Genomic DNA, 20,173 nt, shown 5'->3' with positions numbered 1-20,173 from the left:
TTCGTTTTTGCTATTACAATTTACCACTTTTAAAACAGTTTTCCTATTTTAGAACCTCCCGGAACATCAATAAAACCAAGGCTTTCATAAACTATCCATCTTTTTTTCGGGGGATGGTTAGATCCGAAATAAGATATTGTTCGGGCGTGAAGAATTTCTTATGCGCCTTGAAGTACCCAAGTTGTAACAAAAACCCGACTTTCGATATTTTCTTTCTGAAGTGTATTTTACGGTTATCCGTTTCACTAGTAGTGAAAATTGCCATTCTCTCCTTTTCGGTCAGAACTGGAGGGCTGTCGAATGCAGTAATTTCTTCTTTTTTGAAAAGGCTGATACGGGACATTCGAATTTTATCTTACAAGATAAAAAGAAAACGACGGAATGTCCGTTTTGCAAGTTCTACTTTGGTGATACGTTTCATTGTAACTTGAGACAAAATGAAAATCGGATATTTGAAAAGTAGGATTTTCTTTTTGGTTAAGTTGATTTTTCCTGCATATCGTTAAATTAGATAGAATTATTCTTTAGAAACTTGTAAGAAGTTCTTTTTTTTGCTAATTTTAACAATCATTAACAAAATTTTGACTACAAAAAAAAAATTTTGCCTTACGAAATGACATACCCATCATAAAAAAACCTCTGTCGGAGGATATTTAGAACAAAAACCTGTAAGTGAATGTTAACGCCCATTGACCATACAGCCGGTTTTATAGCGAACCAATTTAGATGAATCTAAAATAATTATTAACCATAAAAAACCATATTATGAAAAAAATTCTACTCTCATTTTTTATCTGTTTCGCTTTCTCGACGAGCGCACAAGAAATGTCATCAATTCCCGATTTGTTCAGTTTTTCGGAACCTTTAACGGCAAGTACTTCGAAAACATCTAAGTCTGGAAATAAAATAGTAAGTCGAATTAACAATCCAATGAACGTCGAGGTTCGGAGGATAGACTTTAAGGATTTGGGAAATCTTGCTTCGGCAAAAAAATTCGATACTTTAAGTCCTGGATATTTATCTATTAAAATTCCAAAAAGGAAAAAGAAGAAGGGCTATGTGTAGGTATTGGCCATACCGCAACAAATCGAATCCTACGATAACGGTGATTACTTATATGTAGCGGAACTGATAAAAGGGAAAAACTCAAAAGGAACTTTAATATTAAACCATAGCAAAGGTCAAAACTATGGTTCGATTACCTTCGGCAAACGTGTTTTCACCATTGAATCAAATGGTGTGGATGATGACTATCTTATTGAGATAAATAATAAGAAATTGGATAATGAAGCCGCCTGCGGCACCGATTTGGTTCCTAAATTGGAGAAAAAGGAATCCTCGGCTAAGAAAGTTTCTCAGACAGAGCTGTCCGCACGTAACAACGCTCTCTGTAATGTACGCGTACTCGTACTGTTTACAGATAATGCAAATGCCGTTTCCAATCCACAACAATTGGCCGTGACGCTTATGAACGAAACCAACGCTGCATTAAGGAATAGTCGTCTATATTCGAACAACTTGGTGTTTTCTTTAGCTGAAACGAGAAGGTTCGCCTTCAACGATAGAAGAGATGTATTAACAGTGTTTGGTCAAGCTAGGGATAATGCCAATATAAGACTCTTGAGAGACCAAGCCAATGCAGATTTAGTGGTACTACTTACAGACGGGAATTTTACAACAGGCGGCGGAACCACCTTTGGAGTATCTTCATTACTTGAATTTGGAGATCCTGAAGACGGTTATTTTGCTATGGTAGAGGCAGATGCCGGAGGCTTTACATTTGCACATGAACTAGCTCACAACTTAGGAGCTAGACACGATTGGGATCCAGGAGGTAACAACCCTCCTGATAATCTTAGTAGGACCGCAAGAGGTCACTCTTGGTATAAAAGAAATTGTTTTTTTTGCCAGAAATTATATCGAAAAAGTGTTTTGGCCCGAAGAGACACCAGGGGTATAAGACAAGCCTTTTACTCCAATCCTGCGGTCAAATCGGAAAGCCAGGCAAGGGATAACACAGGCACCGCGGATCGCAATAATTTTCAACAGCTGCGAAACGCGGCGAGAGTTGTTGCAGCCTATGACCCTTTTCAAGAACTGACCGCTTCCATTAGCGGGCCAAGCTCCGTAAATGTTAATAATAGATATACACTAACGGCAAACGTCAATAACTGTCCAGGCACTACCTATAGATGGGAAAGGAGCTATGATGGCTTCAATTATTCTAACGTCGGCACAGGGAGTTCGATAAGCGACTTCGCAGTACCTTATAATGGGAGCCTAGTTTATTATAGGTTAAGGGTTACCTGTAACGATGGGCAGACAAGAACAGTATTCAGAACTGTGTATATCAATGGTGCCTCTGGTGGGCCATTTCAAAAGTCTGCAACGGCAAAAGCTTCGGATACGCCTGACGAAATAGTGCAGGAAGAGACAGCAGCGATCGGAGATATGATTCTTTATCCCAACCCTGCTGACAATGAAGTTTTCATTGCTACGGATTTTTTAGACGAAAGCGATATCGAGGTTAAAGTTATCAATATTCTCCGTGGTGGAAAGGCCAAAAGATTATTCTCTGGAAAATCATTCGTCGGATCAGGTGAATTGAGATTGGATGTATCCCATTTAGATCAAGGGCTTTATCAATTGGAAATGTTCGAGAACGGGAATAAGGTATTATCAAAAAGATTCTTAATTTCAAGATAACCTTCTAGCAAGTATAATTAACGGGCTGTCTTGACAGCCCGTTTTACTCGGTTCGTAAATCTAAATGCCCTATGAAAAATAATATACTGATTTTATTTGCCTTAGCTTTGTTCGCATGCGATAACGAAACAGAACCTGAAAAGGAGCAATCGACATGTCCCGAAGCCATTGGCAGCCTTACAACAAAGATAAATGATACTTTGGATTTTAATCCGAGATACGTGTATTATCAGGAATTCGAGGACGACATAATACCTTTGCAGGCGTATACATATAGCAGCGATTGCATATTAACAGGAAGCTTAATAATGCATATTGAAAAAAACTTGGGGAACAAGGTTTATACAAATTTTTAGCAGAAGATGTAATCAGTCCCGGAGAAAGTTTTTTCTTCCATATGGATGATGATGTGATACTAGGTGAATTCGATCTATACGAGGAGGAGGAAGCACAATTGGAAATAATAGTTTTGGAGGCGGATAATATTGAAGGTGTTTTTTCCGCTACCTTTCTTAAAAAAAACGGTCCAAACCCCATTTCAAAACTTCCCGATACACTAAGATTCAGGAATGTTTCTTTCAAGGCTGAACTCCTCAAGTAATGCAAATTTAAAGGTCAGAGTCAGACAATTTTTAATCCTCACTATATATTTATAAACGATCTATTGTTTCTTGACATTCATATGCTAACATGAATTATTGAGGAATGTTCCTAATTGTATTTGAATCTTATTAGGACTCTTAACAAAAACCGTCTTATGTAAAGAGTTTCCGTTTTTCGATGTATATTTCAGGGCGCAGAACTGCAATCTAAAAATCATGACCAACAAGCGAAATGTAAAGAGTGTAAAAAAAGAGACTACGAATGCCCACGAAAGACCAAAAGACTTTTTAAGTGATGCTGAAATAAAATCGCTTTTAGCAGCCTCCAAAAGAACCAGATACCCTAAACGGAACTACCTTTTAATTTTAATGATATACCGCCATGGTCTCAGAGTAAGTGAAGCGATTGCAATCAAAAAATCCGATGTCAACATAAGGGAATCCAGAATTTGGGTCAATAGGCTCAAGAGCGGGCTTTCCGTAGAGCATCCCATTTCAGGGGACGAACTTCGCGCAATCAAAAGATACCTGAATTCGAGAAAGGATAATCTGCCATGGCTGTTCGTAAATGAAAGGGAGCTGCCATTGACAAGACAGGCAATCAATTATATTGTCAATGTTATTTCAAACATAGCAAAATTGGAAAATGTTCATCCGCACACATTAAGACACTCTTGTGGCTTTTATCTGGCCAACAAAGGGTATGACCTTCGTTTGATACAAGATTATCTCGGGCACCGAGACCCAAAACATACTGCCCATTATACAAGGATGGTAAGCAAGCGCTTTGAAAAGCTTTGGGATTAGATGTTCGATGGAATTGTTATCGATTTTCGTAATATAATTGATTTTCAATTAATTACGAGCCTTAATCCGAATTTTGTCCCATTTTTGGTACAAGACCGGGACACCACCACGCCCAGATGAACCTCCCAAAATTCTGCGTTTGGGTTGTTAAGGGCGTGCCCACCACTGGTGGCCATCATCCCACGAGCGTGCTAAAATGCCCACAGGGAAAACAGCCGATCAATATCCCTTGTCCTTATCCACTTGGTGCAACAGCTCCTTACCACTGGAAAGACGGTGGTAATTTTCAAGGATTTGGGGAACCACCGAATGGGTGTCCGATACACTGGCGTAGTGCGGGGTCATCATGATTTTGGGATGTTTCCAGAAAGGATGCCCTTTGGGCAGGGGCTCTTGGTGGTACACGTCCAGACAGGCCCCGGAAAGATGACCGGCATCAATTTGTTCCAGCAAATCCACATCCACCAAATGGCCCCCACGGGCCACATTGACCACGTAAGCGCCTTTGGGCAGGCGGGCAAAGACCTCCCGGTTCAAAATGCCCGTGGTTTCCGGGGTCAAAGGGAGCAAACAGACCAACATATTGGCCTTGGACAAAAACTCCCGTTGACCGGCCTCGCCGTGAAAACAGGAGACCCCTGGGATGTCCTTTTGCGTTCTGGACCATCCCAAGACCCGGAAGCCCACACGGGCAAGGTCCTTGGCCGTTAGGGCGCCCAGCTCCCCCAGGCCCATAACGCCCACGGTCACATCCTGGATGCGTGCATAGGAACGGGGCTGCCAGTGCCCTGCCAGCTGTTGTGCCTTGTAGGCATAAAGGTGTTTTAGTTCTCCCAAGATAACCGCCAACACATGTTCGGACATGTCACTGGCCAGGTAGGGATCCACCACCCGGGTAATGGGCAGGTGGGTGGGCGCCTCGGGGTCCTCGAAAATAAAATCCACACCGGCTCCGGCAGAGGCAATACATTTCAAGTTGGGATAAGGTCGCAAACTTCCCTTGGGATGTTTCCATATCAAGGCCATGGTGATGGCCTCCCTTGGATGGTCTTCCCGATGATCGTACACCTTTACGGTACTGTCCTGACGCAACAAAGCGGCTTTCCAAAGGTCAGTTTTACCATCGTTCCTTATGATCACTATGCTCATTTTCAATTTTTTTAGCATTTCCAAGCCTTTTTGGCGGTGGAAAAGGTGGTTTGGCAAATTAAGGGCTTTGCCCATAGAAATACAACCCCTGCCCTGGATACGGCAAAAATAGCGCAACATACCCACCTGGGACCTCCGGATGCCATAACCACCACAGGTGGTTATTCTTGCCACAGCCCGGAAAATGACGCCAAAAAAACCAAGCGAGAAAAGAGAAGGAAAGCGCGGAAAAATGACCGGGAAGTGGAAATGTGTCTGGGTGCGCCGTTCCCAAAAAAGAAGTTTTATCCCACAGAAAAGGAAATACGCCAGGGCATTTGGGGGTTTTAGGGGCGTCAAAAACAAAAAAGCGTGTTAAACCAAAGGAAAAAAGCCCTGAAATTTCCCAATGTCTCATAATTTATGTATAAGAATATTGGCTTCTTTTTGGAAAAGACCGAAAAATAAAGTATAATGAGAACTTGTACGAATCCTAAAATTCAGATATATACATGAGGCAATTAAAGATCATCAAGCAGGTAACCAATCGTGAATCGAAATCGTTGGACAAGTACCTGCAGGATATCAGTAAGATAGACTTAATCACAGCCAATGAAGAAGTAGAGCTGGCCCAGCGCATAAAACAGGGCGATCAGGTGGCTTTGGAAAAACTGACCACCGCCAACCTCAGGTTCGTGGTCTCCGTGGCCAAACAGTATCAAAACCAAGGACTTAAGCTCCCCGATTTGATCAATGAAGGCAATTTGGGACTGGTAAAGGCTGCCAAAAGGTTCGATGAGACCCGGGGGTTCAAGTTCATCTCCTATGCCGTTTGGTGGATCAGGCAATCCATTTTACAGGCCTTGGCAGAACAGTCGCGGGTGGTGCGTCTTCCATTGAACAAAATAGGATCCATCAACAAAATAAAAAAGACCTTCTCCTATTTGGAGCAGGCGCACGAACGGCCGCCCTCTGCCGAGGAAATTGCCAAGGAATTGGAAATGACCGTTTCCGAAGTAAAACAGTCCCTGAAAAACTCAGGGCGCCACGTCTCCATGGATGCGCCGCTCAGGGAAGGTGAGGACTCCAACCTGTACGATGTGCTCCGCTCGGGAGAGTCGCCCAAACCGGACAATGATCTCTTGCACCAATCTTTGAACACGGAAATCAACAGGGCGTTGGACACGCTTTCGCCCAGGGAGGCAGACGTGGTAAAACTGTATTATGGCATTGGCGACCAGCAATCCATGACCCTTGCGGAAATTGGACAGACCTTTGATCTTACCCGTGAACGGGTACGCCAGATCAGGGAGAAGGCCATAAGAAAATTACGTCATAACTCCAGAAGCAAATTGCTGAAAACCTATCTGGGCTAAGCCCCCCTTTGCCCTACTGAACCTGCCCACCCCAAGGGTCTGGCAAGCATTGGAAAAAAGCGAAACCACTGGCAAAGGCCAAAAAAAAAGCGCCCAACGATCCGTTGGGCGCTTTCTTTTGAAATAAACACTAAACACTAAGAGTAATTTAAATTCTTGATATTGAAATTGCTCAAGATCTCATTGAGGTCCTGAATAAAGTTTTGGTACGAGTTGCTGTCGTTGTTGTGCAAGGCCATATCTAAAGATTTAGGGTTGTGTTGATGTATCGGTTACATATAATCCAATTCGGCTAGTTCATTGATGCTCAGGATTTCATTCAATTCCTGTAAAAAAATGAGGTATTCCTCGCCGTAGGTATCGTAAAGCATGATCAAAAAATTTTGGTGTTGGACTTGGGCTTTATTTTTCATAAATGTAAGTATAAGCCCAAGTGGGGACAATAAAATGTGGTGTATGCACTATTTTTTGTTGTAAAAACAAAGCGCGCGTGCAGTAGCCCGGACGCAACCCTATGTCAAGGCAGAAATCAATGCCCGCCAAGGCCTTCTAGGGCTAAGGGGACGGTACATTCCTTTCTTCAAATTTTATCTGGTAGGCGATACCGGCCGTTACGGACAAAAAGAAGTTGTTGGAATCAAAGGCCATTTCCTGTCTATTGGCGCCCAAATGCAGGCGGTATTGTTCATTGCCCTTGCTGTTGGTAAATTGATACTCCAGCCGCAAACGCTGTACCTCCAGATACATTAGGGTTTCTGCCAAGAGGGTGCCATCCACAATAAATTGGTTCACCTCTGCATCAAAACCATAGACCAGATTAAGGCCAAAGAAATGGTTTTTGTCCCTTAGGTACTTACGGGACAATAGAGAACCGGAAAGGCTTGGTCCCCTCTGCCCGCTGGGCAACAGATAGGGGCGGAAGACCGTATAATAGTTCCCCTTGTAAAAACCAAAACTTCCCGTTAGCAGGGTGGCGCGGTCTTCGCTGAACGCCAGGTGCCTAAGCCCTAGGGAAACCTCCATTCCCTTGGGGAATGCCGCGGTGAGTTCACCGCCCGCCCTAAATCGTGGAAAAATCTCGGCAGGGGAAACCCCTACATTAACATATCCCCTAAGGGTCTTTGAGAATTGGGGATACGCATCCAGTTCTGCCTGCACCCCATTGATGTTGAATCTGCGATTGTAGGTGAGCCTGGGAAGCAGGGTACCCCATTTAAACTTCTTTTTATACTCAAGGGCCCCGAGGTACATGGGATCCAAAAGTTGATCGAACACTTCGCCCTCCGTGTACAAGGTGAGCGATTCCGTATCCAGGGCGGCAGGTTGCTCCATACGGGCGGCACTACCCTGGATGGGAGACTCCAAGGCTGCGATGGACGCTTCCCGCAACCGCAGCAAGGTGGTATCTTGCCCCATATAGTTCAGGGCCTTGTTGGTCAAGCCCAGCGCAATTTGCCAATTGCCGGCATATTGCTCATTCTTGATCGCTGCCACCCAAGTCTCCTTATGGTGTCTCTCCTGGCTGGTGACCCGGTTAAAATGACCTCTTGCCAGATCGTATCGTTTTTCCCAACTGTAGGTCTTTGCCATCAGTGTCCTCACATCCGCATAATCGGGATATTTGTCCAGCACCCGTCTCAGGGTGTCCTGTGCCTGGGCATAGTTTCCTGAAAAAGCCAGGTCCCGCGCCACCAAGAAGGAGGCGTCCGGATCTCCTGAGTACTCCTTGTCCTGGGCCACTAGTTTTAGGCACAACAGCAAGAGCAACCCACATAAAAATGGAGGGCACAACTTCATCTATCTTCTTTTATGGTGAATCTATTTCCATCCCATTGCCGGGTGTTGTTCCCCTTGGGGTTGGCGTCCTGGGCAGAAAGTTCCAGGGAGCGCTCCAGTTTTGCGGTAAGCGCCCCCCCTGAAAGGCCCAAAGCCGTTGTCCGTTCCAAAACACCCACGGCCCTATCGTTGGCACCTGCCCAATAATAGGTGTCCAAAAGGGCCCCATAGGCCTCTTTGTTCCTGGGATACTTCTGTATGCTGTTTTCAAGGATGGCAATGGAACGGTCATATTCCTTTTGCCAGCCGTGGATCCTGCCCAAAAGTATCTCTGTGTCCGCATTTCTGGGCAAATAATTTAAAATATGGTGGCATAGGGTCTTGGCACGCTCCCATTTGCCATCTTGGGCCAGGTCACGGGCAAGCACGTAGGCCTTGTCAAAATCGTCCGTGGCCAACCTAGCCTCCACCCAAAGCCTTTGCTCCTTTGTCAAGGGATATACGTCATTCTCTACCAGGGCCATGGATGCCGGAAGGAGCTTGTCCTTCTTGGTCACATAATGGTTAATGGCCATAAATTCCTTCAATTTACTTTTCATTTCCCGCTCCTTTTCCGGCCGGTTGGCAGGTGCAGCAAGGAGATTCTGGTCCAGCTCCATAAGCTCCCCGTTGGACAACAAAAACCTTCCTGCCAAAAAGTCCCTTATCCTACCTTTGCCGTCCCATAATGGAATGCCCTTGGTCCCCTTTTGAAAAAGGTCCCTGCCCACCCACGCCGCCTTGTTGGGCAGCGCCAAGGGAAAGCTGCTGGCCAGGACACCGGTAATGGTTGGGGCAATGTCCGCGTGGGAGCCCACCGTTTTAAATTCTTGTGCTTTTTTGACCAACGGACAATGGATCAACAGGGGAACCCGGTAGGCCCCAAGTGCGCCGTCCAGGGGAAAATCAACGTTTGGGCGCCCTCCCACAACAAGGTAGAGGGTGTTCTCGTACCCACTGCGAGAACGCTCTTTGTCCATGAACTTCCGCAGTGCATCGTCCAAATAGACATAGCTGGCCAATACTTCTGGCCGCTCTTTCGCAAATGCATCCCCATCATGCCCATGTGCACTGTCCGCCAATAGTTGCTTCACCCGTTGCACATACTCCCCTTTTTGGGGAATGGCGTACGGTCCGTTCGGGATGCGGCTGTACAAGACATCAAAGGCCGGTGCATCTGCCAGGGCCCTTCGGCCATACGTTTCAAAAAGAGCACCCACAGGATACCCCACGGAAGTGCCAGCGGCATCTGGCGGCAGTTGTGCCTGTTCCATTGTAACCCTGTGCTTGTCCAGCACCAGGTCCACGCCCTCTTCCTTTATAAATCTGTCCAGGCCATGCAATCCCATATTGCCTCCGTAAGCAAAGGAGGTTCCGTAGCCATTGGCGGCCATGATGCCGTAGAGGGTATTCCTGTGGACGTATTGCGATAAATGGGTAAAGCCACTTTCCCCAAAAGGGAGGGATCCCAAGATGCCGGGCACTGCCGTTCCGTCCATCGTGGCATTGGACAGCATGTTGGGCCAGTATAGGGCCTCTTTTCTTAAACCGTTCAAAAAGGGCATCACCTTGGCGTAGGGTCCGGCACCCTCCATCACCGATGCCCCAAGGCCCTCCACGATGATGATGGTCACGTTGGGCAGGGTGTCCTTAAAAGCAAAATGGGCGGTCGGGGCCGTTAGGTTCCAATCTTGCAAAAGAGGGTACTCCTCTGTCCCAGAATACGGGGCCACCGAGAAGACCGCCTGGCCCAAGTGGTGTGCCATGTGCTGAGTCTTATTTTGGTTGATGGGCCTTTTGTTTGAAAAAAGGGTGGCCAGGAACAAACTGAACAAGATGAGGGTCACGGGATACATTCCGTTGATGACCCGATACAAATTTCCCAAATACCGTTGGGAGCCATAAAACGTGCCCAGACCCACCAGTACGGCTCCCAACAGCAAAAACACTCCGTACGGGCCGAAGCTCGGGGCTGGGGATGCCAAATCAAAAGGTTCCAAATGGGCAACATAGTAAGCGGTGAGCATGGCCTCCAAGACCACCAGGACGGCAAAGAGCAACTTGGTGACGCCCACACCCTGGCCGGCCTTCCTTTTTTCAAAATACTTAAAGACAAAGGCCAGTACCAACCCGGTCACGGAGGCAAATCCCAGTTGGTTCAGCCACAGGGCGAACAGACTTGCCGTAAAGAGCTGGTCCAATATGCCCTGGGCATAAAAACTGACTTGCTGGAACAGGCCAATGGCAAATAGGGCCAGGAAAAAACCCATGCACAATGGCAAGTAGTCCCTTAAACGCTTGGGTGCCGTAGGTACCAATATATCTGCTCGCGATTCCATTTATGCTGGTTTGGCAAATCCCTTGCGCACCTGGGTGCCCCAACCGGATTTTATTTTAAAAAGTTTCTTGTAATTGCCCCGCACGGCAGACCACACCACAATGGGATGAAAGGTAACCGGCTCAATGATGGCACAGAACATTAACAACAACAGGTCTTTGGTGCGCCTGTATTGGTTATAGGAAAAGACATCCCATAGAATGGCGTAAAAGGAGAACATGACCGAAAAGGTGTACACGGCCACCGTAATGGCCAAAAAGAAGTCCCAGTTCAATATGCCCAGGAAATAGAAGAGCACGAGCGTAAAAAAACCAAAAAACTCCAACAAGGGGGCCAACCACTCGTAAAAGAACCAGTACGGATAGCTGAGCATTCCCAACCGCCCGTATTTGGGGTTCAGGAACATCTCTTTGTGCTTGAACAGGGTTTCCAGATTGCCGCGGGCCCACCGGTCGCGTTGGTTCACCAGAATCTTGGCGTCCTCGGGCACCTCGGTCCAGCACAAAGGGTCCGGGATGTAGGCAACGGTATAGGGCTCCTTTTTGTCATGCATGTACCGTCTCATCTTAAAAATGATCTCCATGTCCTCGCCCACCGTGTTGGTATCGTAACCCCCAACGGCCAAGGCCACCTCCCGATCAAAGAAACCAAAGGCGCCGGAAATGATGAGCAGGCTGTCTATACGGCCCCAGGCCATTCTCCCCAAAATGAAGGAACGCGTATATTCCAGTAATTGAAAACGCGCCAGCCAGTTTTTGGGAAGCCTGATCTCCTCCAGTTCCCCTCCCTGTATTTTGCAGGAATTGGCCACCCTGATCACGCCCCCCACGGCAATCACTTTCTTATGGGAATGCTGGTAGAACGACTTTACCACGTGCAGTAGGGCATCTGGCAACAATAGGCAGTCCACATCTATACAGCCCACATATTGGTTGGTGGAAAGGGCCATTCCGGTGTTCAGGGCATCAGATTTCCCCCCGTTCTCCTTGTCCACCACCGTTAACTTGGAAAAGGCCTTCTGGGACGATTTGTAAATTCCCCTGATGGGCTTTGATCGCCAATTGGGGTCCATGGGCCGCGAGACCTTCTCCAGGTCGTAGGCTTCGATCATTTTTTCCAAGGTGTCGTCCTTGCTGCCATCGTTGACCACCATGACCTCGTAGTTCACGTATTTCAATGACAAGAGCGACCTTATGTTCTCCACTATGGTAAGGCCTTCATTGTAGGCCGGGGCAATGATGGTCATGGAAGGGGCCATTGGGGAAGCCATAAGTTTGCTCATGTCCCCAAAACTGTTCTTGTTGCGGTAGTGTATGGAATTTCTGGTGGAAAAGTAGCCCATGGCACAGAACATAAGGAACAGCACCACTGTAAACGTAAAGAACACAATGTTGATGTAGTCCAGGGCAATATGGAAAAATTCACTGTCCATCCTGTCCACTCTTTGGTTTGTAGCTGTAACGCGTCAATTGATCGAACTGGGTCATGCCGTCATAGGAAACCGCGGACAAGCCCGAACCAGGTTCCTTTTGTAAAGCACCCACTTTTTTCTTTTTGGTTGCACTTTGGCCACTTGCTTTGGGAGATTTGCCCTTCTGCACAATGGCCCTTGCGGTCTCTTCACTGATCTTTAGTCTTCCCACTATGTTGTTGTAGGCCACCTTTGCCATGTGGGCCACGGACTGGGACCCCTCTGCCATCAACTGGTTCAACAGGGGCAGTTCCTTGGCATCGCCCACCTTTCCCATTTCTTGCACCAGCAAAATTTTGGACTCTTCATCACAGTGTTGCAGTATCTCGTGAAAAACGCTGTCCACTTCCCTGAATTGGGCCACTTGATAAAAACCTGACGACTCTTTTTCGATGGAAAAACGCTCAATGAGCTCTTCCAGCCTTTGCAGCACCAAAACTGACTCCTCCCCTGCCTTGAGGGATTCCAAATAAGGAATTTCCCTGGCATCGCCCAACTCGGCCAAATGTTGCAGAAGTACCATCTTGTCCATGGTATCGCCATCACAAAAAGAAGCGCTGAGGTTCCATTTGGGGCCATGCCCACAAAGGCTTTCCGTGGTGTTCAAACCGCTTTGCCCGCCCCCAAACCTGTCCTTTTCCGCGGTCACTTCCCCTTGTTGGGGCTCGGAGAAGGCCGTGTTCCAGTCAATACTGATCTCCTGTTCGGAAGCCGTCTCATGTTTAGGGACTTCAATGGAGAGGGACTCAAAAATCACCTCCAGTTCGTGCAGCGCGGCCACGCCCTCCGTGTGTTCTTCTTTCATCGCTTTAATATTGGGCCGTTCAGGGCTTTCATCTTTTTCTTTGGGGTCTGGAAGGATCGTGGTAGGTGCCACCATCTCAAAACAAACCTTTATTTCATTGGTGTCCCGTGGCAGGGTCTCCACACCCTCCTCCACCACAAGGGGCAAAAAGGCCAAGGACAAATCCATTTTCCCATCCTCTTCCGGGGGCTGTGGGACTTTGGATGGGGAGGTATCTTCCATTTCCTTATCGACCACCACCGGCAAAAAAGAGCCATCGGTAACATGATGGGGCCATGGGGCGGTCTGCGGCGCAACAACCGCATCCGCTTCCTCCCCTTGCACCAGGTCATACCAAACGGGAATGTTCTCCAAGGAGGTCTTTGGCTCCCTTTCCGTGCTGCTGGGCGTGGGATTTTGTGGTTTGGGCGTTGGTGTGGTCTCCTTGCCCGCTGTATTGTCCGTACGGGTATGGGCGTACTCCTTTTCGGTTGGGCCACTGTCTATGTCCTTACTGGGCAAGACCCCTTCTGGCCGTATGGTGTTAATGGCCATTATGGCCTTGTTTTTGATCGTAAAGCTGGCATTGCCCTGCCCTATTTCCGTTAGGAACGGAATATCCTCTTCCGTGCCCAAATGGGCAAAAGCGTCCAGAAAGAACATTTTAATGGCCTCCGTATTCTTGTGATAAAGGGCTTTGAGGGTGGCCACGGCACTCACGGCATTGAAATCACGCAGGCAAATGAGCGCTTCTTGCTTTATTTTATGGTTTCGGTGCTCCACCAAGCGCGTAATGGACGCAATGGCATCGCTCTGTTGGTAGTGCTTTATGAGCCTCAGTGAGAACAGCACCACATCATTGTTGTGACTGGTGAGCCACAACCTAAAGGCCGGTGGCACAAAGTGGGTCTTGTGTTTCAGGGTTTCTGTCAGTTTAAGCTGCTGCCACTCGGAGATTCGGCATTGGGTGGTATCCAAAAAATGACAAATGCCCTCGTCCTTGAGGGCAACAACAGCCAACTCTGCCTGTTTCCGGATCACCGATCGCCTATCGTTCAGGAACCGGGCAAGGTGGCCATAGGCCTCTACCACCTCCATTTGGGTCAATTCAAAAATTCCCTTGGATATGGTTTCCCAGCGCCAACTGCGCAATTTGGTGTACGCGTCCCTGTGCAGCTCCAAATCTTGGTAAAGCCTGAGGAGTCCGTTACGCGCCTCGCCCGATACGTCTTTTTGCAGGTCCAAGAGCAAGGAGATGAGCACCTGCCGGTCTAAACGGCACTTGATCAGCTCCCGTACCTGTATCTTTAGGTCTATGTATTCCAGCTTCTCTTTTTTGCTGCCGTTGGCGTCATGAAAGAGAAAGGCACCGATCATGGGCGACAGGGCCTTCTTTTTCTTTCTGTTGCGTTTTTGTTTCTTGGCCAATTTGGTCCTGAACACAAAAACGGAGAACAAGTACAAGAACAGCATCCCCATAAAAACATAGGATAGCGTCCAAAGCAAATCGACCCCTATGCTAGGGGCGCCGATCCACGGAAGAGCCAATATGTAGTGGGGGGAAACGGTCACTTTTTATACTTTCTTGAGTTCTTTTGCAATGCGCACCAAGAGCTCCGAGGGGCTAAAGGGCTTGGCCACAAAATCATTGGCGCCCAAATCAAAGGCATTGAGAACGTTCACTTCATTTCCGGCGGCGGAAATGATGATGATGGGCAGGGAAAGTCCCATATGGTTGCGTACGTGATCCACCAATTCAATACCGGAGAAATAGGGCATCATAATGTCCGTGACAATAATGTCCGGAACCTGTTGGGCCAGCTGCTCCTTTACCTGCTTGCCGTCCGAACAGTGATGCACGGCAAAACCTTCCTTTGCCAACTTAAAATGGAGCAATTGGGCCAGCATGTCATCATCCTCCGCCAACAAAAGGTGCCTAGCTTCCATTGTCTTCGTTTTTTATGTTTTCCAATGCCTTGTCCATCTGTGCCTCCACTATGGGGTACAGCTCCAAGAAGGCCGTGTACTCTTCGGATATTTTTTGCTTGGCCCCAATTTTTGCGAACTGTTCCATGGCTTGCGCGTGCTCCCTTAGGGCAGCCGCCCCGGCCATGTCCAGCCCGGCCTTTACCTTATGGGCCGCAGCGGCGATGTCCGCATAATTGCCCATGTTCAAGTTTGTTTTTACAGCGCCCAAGAATTCGTAGCAATTCTGTTTTAACAAACGTACCAACTCTGCCAAGACGCCCACGTTGCCGGAACACTCTTCCCACAGGGCAGAGAGATTGATGAACTTTGGCCGTTCTGCGCACACCATTTTTGTTTGCAACAAGTCCCTACTGCTCTTGGAAAGGCCGCCCGCCCCAATGTTGTTTTTGAGCTTCTCCCTGAGGTCCTTGGATGCATAGGGCTTTAGTAAAAAATCATCGATTCCGGAATCAGTGAACCTTCTTTGGTCCTTGGCCGTGAAGTCGGCACTCAAAGCCAAGATGGGGGCAGCCTGCCCTTGGCTGTTCCGTAAGCCCCTTATGCGACGGGCCACTTCAAACCCGTTCATCTTGGGCATTTTAAGATCCATGAGCACCACGTCTATGGGGTAGTTTTGGTAATGTGCAAATCCCGTGTCCGGATCATCGGTCACATATACCCGGCAACGCCAACGTTCCAGTTGTTCTGAAATCAATTTTTGGTTCAGCTCATTGTCCTCAAACACCAAAATCTGAGTCCCGGCAAGCTCGTCTGCATCACTTTTAACCTCTTCTGTTGGATCAAAGGGTCTGTGTTGTGCAGATGGCTTGCCCGCTTCATAAGGGATGCAGAACGTAAAGGTGGTTCCCTTTCCCTTGGTGCTGGTGGCCGAGATGGTTCCATTTTGGAGCTCAATGATCTTTTTTACAATGCTAAGGCCCAATCCGGACCCACCATATTTCTTGGAACCGGGGCTGGCCTGTGTGTAACGGTGAAATATGGTTTCCAGGGCCTTGGGGGAAATGCCAATGCCCGTGTCTTCCAGGGTAAAGCGCAAATGGTACTGCCCTTGGCGCTTTGCACTGACCGCCACACTAAGGTCTATATGGCCCTTCTCCACAAATTTCATGGCGTTTCCGTACAGGTTCAAGAGCACTTGGGTAAGCTTGGCCGGATCGCCCATAAGATGCTTGGGCACATCCTCTTCAATCTTCACGTTCAAGGCCACCTCGCGTTCCATGAGCAGGGTCTTGCAGAGAAAAATGACATCTTGCACCACCGCGTTCAGCTCAAAATCCACTCGGTTCAGGGGTTCTTTCCCAGAGGCCAATCTGTTGTAGTCCAGTACCTCGTTGATGATGTCCAACATGGCGTAGGAGGCAGAGCGTATGGCATATACCCTGCTGCTCTGGGTGCTGGTGAGCTGTTCTTCCATCAAGAGATTGGCAAAACCTATGATGCCGTTCAGGGGTGTCCTGATCTCATGGCTGATCTGCGCCATGAACAGCCCAGGGTCTGCCTTGAGTCCTGTTTCGCCGGCCAAAGATGCTTCTTTTGGCAACGGGTTCCCAGGGGCTAAGATCTTGTTCTCCAAACGGCTCTTGAAGCGTTGAAAGGAATTTTTTAGGCTTGTGGCTTCCTCAGCGTTGAGCTCTTCGTAGGAAAAGGTGTCCATGGCTTGTTCCAGTTCCAGAAGTTGGTCCAAGAGGTCCTTGCTTTTTGTTGAGGGCATAGGTAATGGATTAGGGTGTTGTTCTCTTTGGTTCGTTTATGGTAAAAATCCCATTTTTGGGCACCCTTGGCAATTATATGTTTGCTAGTCTTCCATTTTTGTTGTGAATGGCCTTTATTTGTAGGTATAAATGTTACTGAAATGAGATATTCTGCACTATTGCTTACCGCCCTTGTCATTTTTTCTTGTAAGGAAAAGACAGAAAAACCCTTGGAGAGCGTGGAAGATAGGGCTCACGCCATCCACAAAAAGGTCATTACCGTAGATACCCATGCCGATTTTAGGGTAAGCAATTTCACGGACAGCGTAAACTACTCCCAACGGTTAAACACCCAGGTGGACCTGCCCAAGATGAAAGAGGGCGGCCTCGATGCCGTTTGGTTCATTGTTTACACAGGACAAGATTCACTGACGCCCAAGGGATATGCCGCGGCAAAAGAAAATGCCATGGCCAAATTTGAGGCCATCCACAGGCTCTGCGAGGAATTTGCCCCAAACGACATAGAACTGGCGTTGACTTCGGATGATGTAAGGAGCATTGCTAAAAAAGGAAAGAAAGTAGCCCTTATTGGAGTGGAGAATGCCTATCCCATAGGGGAGGATCTGTCAGAATTTGAACGCTATCACGCCATGGGTGCCCGCTACATAAGCCTCTCGCACAACGGGCACAGTCAGTTCTGTGATTCCAATACCGGGGAAAGGGACAGTGTCTGGCTGCACAACGGCCTTAGCGAACTGGGAAGGCAAGCGGTGGAGGAAATGAACCGTCTGGGCATGATGATCGATGTCTCCCACCCATCCAAAGAGGCCATGAAGCAGATGGTGGCCCTGAGCAAAGCGCCCATCATTGCCTCCCATTCTTCTGCGCGCGCCCTTTGCGATCACAGCAGAAACCTGGATGATGAGCAATTGATGCTGATAAAAGAAAACGGCGGGGTGGTGCAGACCGTGGCCTTCAGTTCTTACCTAAACACCGAGAAACACGAGGCAAGGGCCGAATATATGAAAGGTGTTCACCAAAAAATTGCCGATTCCCTGGGCATCGACTGGTTCGAGAGATGGCAGTACAATGACCTTAGCCCGGAACAACAGGCCGCGTTTCGCGTAAACTACCCCAAGGTGCTAAAATTGGCCAGGGATCGGGTCAAGGGCAAAGAGGATGCACCACCCGCCGTTGGCGTTACCGATCTTGTGGACCACATAGACTATATGGTGGACCTCATTGGACTGGAACACGTTGGGATCAGCTCTGATTTTGATGGAGGTGGTGGCATTGAAGGCTGGCAAGATGCCTCAGAGACCTTCAATGTTACCCTGGAGCTGGTGAAAAGGGGGTACACCGAGCATGAGATTGAAATGCTCTGGGGCGGTAACCTGCTCCGGGTCTTGGACGAGGTTCAGGAGGTGTCCCGGGCCCTGCAAGCCAAAGGGTAGCCTCTCTGCGTTGGGAGTGATCATCCCTCTGCCGTCTTCGCCAAGCGGTCCCTCACGAACTCCACCTTGGTTTTTCCGTGTGGCGAAGGTTTTCCCTGGGCATCCAAGTTCACCATAATGATGTTGTCCACCGTGACAATGGTCTCGTGGTTCATCTTGTTGCGCACCTCACAGTTCAGGGTAATGGACGTCTTTCCAAATTTAACCACCGCCATGCCAATTTCAACGATATCGCCCTGCTGTGCCGTGCTCATAAAGTTGATTTCCGATATATATTTGGTCACCACCTTTGAATTTTCAAGTTGTATGATGGCGTAGAGGGCGGCCTCCTCATCTATCCAGGCCAATACCTTGCCGCCAAAAAGGGTGCCGTTGGCGTTCAGGTCTTCGGGTTTCACCAATTTTCTGGTATGAAATCTCATGATGCTACAGTTTAAGGGCAAAATTAGCATTATTTACCCTGCCCAAACCACGTTGGGATGCATTCTGAAGGTGAATTCCCATTTTGATAAATTCCCGCCGATGATCTGGGATATTTAATGATTTCAACCGGCTTTACGATCCAATTCCACAATGGAAGATGGGTGCTGTTCCATGAAACCCGGATGAAGCCATAAAAATTCAACTACGGCTGCAAATCCCTGTAAAACCGATCGTTGCACTGACTTTGGCTCAATCATGATGGCGGACACCACTATCGCAAAAGTCTTGATTTTGTGGGTCCCGAGTACGCGGTACACCCTCACTACAAAAGTCTAGGGATGATACGGATTAAAACGTTGACAACGTCTTTGCAACTTGGCCCCTTGGTTTCCGCGAGAGCCGGGACAATGCCTACCTTTAGGCCAAAAGATGCGATGAAAGAGCGAAACGAGCAATTGCTGGCCCTTAGGCCCTTGGTGCCAAAGGCCAAGACCACGGAGCAAACCGGAGCGGAAGAGCATTTCCAGAACACCACGCTAAGGCCCATTCTAAAATTACAGAACGATCTGCTGCTCCAAGTGTTCCAGCAATACATAGCCCGAAGAAAAAACACCTTTCACCAGCTGTCCTTGGAGAAAAGGTTGGCCTATATAAGCAATGCACTGCAAAGGGACATCAGGTTCAGGAACATTGTGCTGGGCATGGTGATCGGGCACTTTACCGTACAGGAACATGCCCTTTATTCTCGAGCCGCCTCTGCCCATAACAAGCGCATTGCCTCCATGGCCATTACCCGCATACAGGACCAATTGCAGTATTTTGAAAAGAACGCCTCAATCCAGCAGTGAGGTACCGTTGCCATCCGTGGAGAGCACATGGCCCATATAGTCCAAAAAAGGTCTTATGGCCTTAAAAGACGCGTTCACCTCATCCAAAAAATGGGGCTGTTGCACTTGGGCATCCGAAAAATGCCGTGTAAAGATAAACTGCTTTTTTTTGATCAGGTCAATGTTTCTGTGCTCCCTGTCAAAACCCTTGGGGGCGGTTTTTACCTCCTCACCGGACATCTTTCCCCAGATTCGCACAAATACCTTTTCAGACATGATTTGGCGCAAGGCTGCGGCATCTTGCTCCCATTCCTTTCGTACACGAAGCGTATCGGCCTTGTTGGGTTTCCAAAAGCCACTGCCCAAAAAACAATTGCCAGGTTCCACATGCACGTAATAGCCCCCTCTGCGCGTTGCACCGGCCCGGGACATAAATCCCGAAAAACTGGATTTATAAGGCGTTTTGTCCTTGCTGAAACGCACATCCCTGTAAATCCTGAACACCTTGAGCCGTTCCAATTGGTCATGCCACTCCATTTTGGCACGCAACACTTCCATAAAGGACTTGAAACCCGTTTCGTGACGTTTAAAGAGCTCCTTGTTCTCCATGAACCATTCCCGGTTGTTGTTCTCCCGTAGGAGCGACAGAAATTCAAAAGTCTCCCTAGCAATGCCCGTAGCTAACATAACACCTGGTTTTTGTTAATTTAGGCCAAAGTTAACCCATACGGAAAAGCACTAGCCGATTAATGGTTAATTTTG

The 20,173-nt window shown here is 48.0% G+C and carries 19 protein-coding genes; 7 read left to right on the top strand and 12 right to left on the bottom strand.

What is annotated here, in order from left to right; all coding sequences use genetic code 11:
* Positions 1-91: 91 nt before the first annotated feature.
* Positions 92-343: a DUF4158 domain-containing protein gene (locus ACKWCC_RS09535; protein ID WP_413995695.1), complete on the bottom strand. Its 252-nt coding sequence runs from the start codon at positions 341-343 to the stop codon at positions 92-94.
* A 422-nt stretch (positions 344-765) separates the two neighbouring features.
* Here ACKWCC_RS09535 and ACKWCC_RS09530 point away from each other — a divergent pair, with 422 nt between their 5' ends.
* The 4 genes from ACKWCC_RS09530 (at position 766) to ACKWCC_RS09515 (ending at position 4,115) form a co-directional block, all read left to right on the top strand.
* Complete coding sequence (locus tag ACKWCC_RS09530; RefSeq protein ID WP_413995694.1) at positions 766-1,065, top strand: hypothetical protein; 300 nt, start codon at positions 766-768, stop codon at positions 1,063-1,065.
* A gap of 3 nt (positions 1,066-1,068) precedes the next feature.
* On the top strand, positions 1,069-2,706 hold the full coding sequence (locus ACKWCC_RS09525) for a M12 family metallo-peptidase (protein WP_413995693.1): 1,638 nt from the start codon (positions 1,069-1,071) through the stop codon (positions 2,704-2,706).
* Between the two features lie 397 nt (positions 2,707-3,103).
* Entirely contained in the window at positions 3,104-3,307 is a 204-nt protein-coding gene (locus ACKWCC_RS09520) for a hypothetical protein (RefSeq protein WP_413995692.1), read from the top strand.
* Between the two features lie 217 nt (positions 3,308-3,524).
* Positions 3,525-4,115, top strand: a complete 591-nt coding sequence (locus tag ACKWCC_RS09515) for a tyrosine-type recombinase/integrase (RefSeq protein ID WP_413995691.1) — start codon at positions 3,525-3,527, stop codon at positions 4,113-4,115.
* Between the two features lie 219 nt (positions 4,116-4,334).
* Here ACKWCC_RS09515 and ACKWCC_RS09510 read toward each other — a convergent pair whose 3' ends face one another.
* Both ACKWCC_RS09510 and ACKWCC_RS09505 read right to left on the bottom strand, forming a co-directional pair.
* Complete coding sequence (locus tag ACKWCC_RS09510) at positions 4,335-5,264, bottom strand: 2-hydroxyacid dehydrogenase (RefSeq protein WP_413995690.1); 930 nt, start codon at positions 5,262-5,264, stop codon at positions 4,335-4,337.
* Positions 5,265-5,322: 58 nt separating this feature from the next.
* The gene (locus ACKWCC_RS09505; protein ID WP_413995689.1) at positions 5,323-5,661 is read right to left on the bottom strand and encodes a hypothetical protein; all 339 of its coding nucleotides are present in this window, start codon (positions 5,659-5,661) and stop codon (positions 5,323-5,325) included.
* A gap of 94 nt (positions 5,662-5,755) precedes the next feature.
* On the opposite strand from ACKWCC_RS09505, the gene ACKWCC_RS09500 reads away from it, so the two are divergent.
* Positions 5,756-6,619, top strand: coding sequence for a sigma-70 family RNA polymerase sigma factor (locus ACKWCC_RS09500; RefSeq protein ID WP_413995688.1), 864 nt, complete (start codon positions 5,756-5,758; stop codon positions 6,617-6,619).
* A gap of 272 nt (positions 6,620-6,891) precedes the next feature.
* On the opposite strand, the gene ACKWCC_RS09495 is transcribed toward ACKWCC_RS09500, so the two are convergent.
* From ACKWCC_RS09495 to ACKWCC_RS09465, 7 genes are all read right to left on the bottom strand, one after another.
* The gene (locus tag ACKWCC_RS09495; protein ID WP_413995687.1) at positions 6,892-7,032 is read right to left on the bottom strand and encodes a hypothetical protein; all 141 of its coding nucleotides are present in this window, start codon (positions 7,030-7,032) and stop codon (positions 6,892-6,894) included.
* A 142-nt stretch (positions 7,033-7,174) separates the two neighbouring features.
* Complete coding sequence (locus tag ACKWCC_RS09490) at positions 7,175-8,416, bottom strand: YaiO family outer membrane beta-barrel protein (protein WP_413995686.1); 1,242 nt, start codon at positions 8,414-8,416, stop codon at positions 7,175-7,177.
* The gene (locus ACKWCC_RS09485; protein ID WP_413995685.1) at positions 8,413-10,773 is read right to left on the bottom strand and encodes a sulfatase-like hydrolase/transferase; all 2,361 of its coding nucleotides are present in this window, start codon (positions 10,771-10,773) and stop codon (positions 8,413-8,415) included. Before ACKWCC_RS09485 ends, ACKWCC_RS09490 begins: the two co-directional genes overlap by 4 nt.
* Positions 10,774-12,204 (bottom strand): glycosyltransferase family 2 protein, encoded by a 1,431-nt coding sequence (locus ACKWCC_RS09480; protein WP_413995684.1) that lies wholly within the window; start codon positions 12,202-12,204, stop codon positions 10,774-10,776. It abuts the gene before it with no gap.
* Positions 12,194-14,599 (bottom strand): HEAT repeat domain-containing protein, encoded by a 2,406-nt coding sequence (locus ACKWCC_RS09475; protein WP_413995683.1) that lies wholly within the window; start codon positions 14,597-14,599, stop codon positions 12,194-12,196. The genes ACKWCC_RS09480 and ACKWCC_RS09475 overlap by 11 nt, the downstream gene beginning before the upstream one ends.
* A 3-nt stretch (positions 14,600-14,602) precedes the next feature.
* Positions 14,603-14,974, bottom strand: coding sequence for a response regulator transcription factor (locus ACKWCC_RS09470; protein ID WP_413995682.1), 372 nt, complete (start codon positions 14,972-14,974; stop codon positions 14,603-14,605).
* Positions 14,964-16,727: an ATP-binding protein gene (locus ACKWCC_RS09465; RefSeq protein ID WP_413995681.1), complete on the bottom strand. Its 1,764-nt coding sequence runs from the start codon at positions 16,725-16,727 to the stop codon at positions 14,964-14,966. The genes ACKWCC_RS09470 and ACKWCC_RS09465 overlap by 11 nt, the downstream gene beginning before the upstream one ends.
* 141 nt (positions 16,728-16,868) lie before the next feature.
* On the opposite strand from ACKWCC_RS09465, the gene ACKWCC_RS09460 reads away from it, so the two are divergent.
* Positions 16,869-18,161 carry a dipeptidase gene (locus ACKWCC_RS09460; protein ID WP_413995680.1) on the top strand — a complete coding sequence of 431 codons (1,293 nt, stop codon included), beginning with the start codon at positions 16,869-16,871 and terminating at the stop codon, positions 18,159-18,161.
* A gap of 20 nt (positions 18,162-18,181) precedes the next feature.
* Here the strand turns inward: ACKWCC_RS09460 and ACKWCC_RS09455 are convergent, their stop codons facing one another.
* Complete coding sequence (locus tag ACKWCC_RS09455) at positions 18,182-18,583, bottom strand: acyl-CoA thioesterase (protein WP_413995679.1); 402 nt, start codon at positions 18,581-18,583, stop codon at positions 18,182-18,184.
* A 435-nt stretch (positions 18,584-19,018) separates the two neighbouring features.
* Here ACKWCC_RS09455 and ACKWCC_RS09450 point away from each other — a divergent pair, with 435 nt between their 5' ends.
* The gene (locus ACKWCC_RS09450; RefSeq protein ID WP_413995678.1) at positions 19,019-19,432 is read left to right on the top strand and encodes a glyoxalase; all 414 of its coding nucleotides are present in this window, start codon (positions 19,019-19,021) and stop codon (positions 19,430-19,432) included.
* Here the strand turns inward: ACKWCC_RS09450 and ACKWCC_RS09445 are convergent.
* Positions 19,418-20,098, bottom strand: coding sequence for a DUF2461 domain-containing protein (locus ACKWCC_RS09445; protein ID WP_413995677.1), 681 nt, complete (start codon positions 20,096-20,098; stop codon positions 19,418-19,420). The genes ACKWCC_RS09450 and ACKWCC_RS09445 overlap by 15 nt on opposite strands.
* Between the last annotated feature and the right edge of the window lie 75 nt (positions 20,099-20,173).

The sequence above is a fragment of the Maribacter aquimarinus genome, assembly GCF_047345505.1.
Taxonomy (GTDB): Bacteria; Bacteroidota; Bacteroidia; order Flavobacteriales; family Flavobacteriaceae; genus Maribacter.
This window is presented reverse-complemented; position numbering and strand designations above follow the sequence as displayed.

What these genes read in the sequence shown, in the direction of transcription:
- ACKWCC_RS09535 (WP_413995695.1), bottom strand. Translation starts at nt 343, where the DNA reads ATGTCCCGTATCAGCCTTTTCAAAAAAGAAGAAATTACTGCATTCGAC.
- ACKWCC_RS09530 (WP_413995694.1), top strand. Translation starts at nt 766, where the DNA reads ATGAAAAAAATTCTACTCTCATTTTTTATCTGTTTCGCTTTCTCGACG.
- ACKWCC_RS09500 (WP_413995688.1), top strand. Translation starts at nt 5,756, where the DNA reads ATGAGGCAATTAAAGATCATCAAGCAGGTAACCAATCGTGAATCGAAA.
- ACKWCC_RS09465 (WP_413995681.1), bottom strand. Translation starts at nt 16,727, where the DNA reads ATGCCCTCAACAAAAAGCAAGGACCTCTTGGACCAACTTCTGGAACTG.
- ACKWCC_RS09495 (WP_413995687.1), bottom strand. Translation starts at nt 7,032, where the DNA reads ATGAAAAATAAAGCCCAAGTCCAACACCAAAATTTTTTGATCATGCTT.
- ACKWCC_RS09460 (WP_413995680.1), top strand. Translation starts at nt 16,869, where the DNA reads ATGAGATATTCTGCACTATTGCTTACCGCCCTTGTCATTTTTTCTTGT.
- ACKWCC_RS09480 (WP_413995684.1), bottom strand. Translation starts at nt 12,204, where the DNA reads ATGGACAGTGAATTTTTCCATATTGCCCTGGACTACATCAACATTGTG.
- ACKWCC_RS09520 (WP_413995692.1), top strand. Translation starts at nt 3,104, where the DNA reads ATGGATGATGATGTGATACTAGGTGAATTCGATCTATACGAGGAGGAG.
- ACKWCC_RS09490 (WP_413995686.1), bottom strand. Translation starts at nt 8,416, where the DNA reads ATGAAGTTGTGCCCTCCATTTTTATGTGGGTTGCTCTTGCTGTTGTGC.
- ACKWCC_RS09470 (WP_413995682.1), bottom strand. Translation starts at nt 14,974, where the DNA reads ATGGAAGCTAGGCACCTTTTGTTGGCGGAGGATGATGACATGCTGGCC.
- ACKWCC_RS09510 (WP_413995690.1), bottom strand. Translation starts at nt 5,264, where the DNA reads ATGAGCATAGTGATCATAAGGAACGATGGTAAAACTGACCTTTGGAAA.
- ACKWCC_RS09455 (WP_413995679.1), bottom strand. Translation starts at nt 18,583, where the DNA reads ATGAGATTTCATACCAGAAAATTGGTGAAACCCGAAGACCTGAACGCC.
- ACKWCC_RS09515 (WP_413995691.1), top strand. Translation starts at nt 3,525, where the DNA reads ATGACCAACAAGCGAAATGTAAAGAGTGTAAAAAAAGAGACTACGAAT.
- ACKWCC_RS09450 (WP_413995678.1), top strand. Translation starts at nt 19,019, where the DNA reads ATGAAAGAGCGAAACGAGCAATTGCTGGCCCTTAGGCCCTTGGTGCCA.
- ACKWCC_RS09505 (WP_413995689.1), bottom strand. Translation starts at nt 5,661, where the DNA reads ATGAGACATTGGGAAATTTCAGGGCTTTTTTCCTTTGGTTTAACACGC.
- ACKWCC_RS09445 (WP_413995677.1), bottom strand. Translation starts at nt 20,098, where the DNA reads ATGTTAGCTACGGGCATTGCTAGGGAGACTTTTGAATTTCTGTCGCTC.
- ACKWCC_RS09485 (WP_413995685.1), bottom strand. Translation starts at nt 10,773, where the DNA reads ATGGAATCGCGAGCAGATATATTGGTACCTACGGCACCCAAGCGTTTA.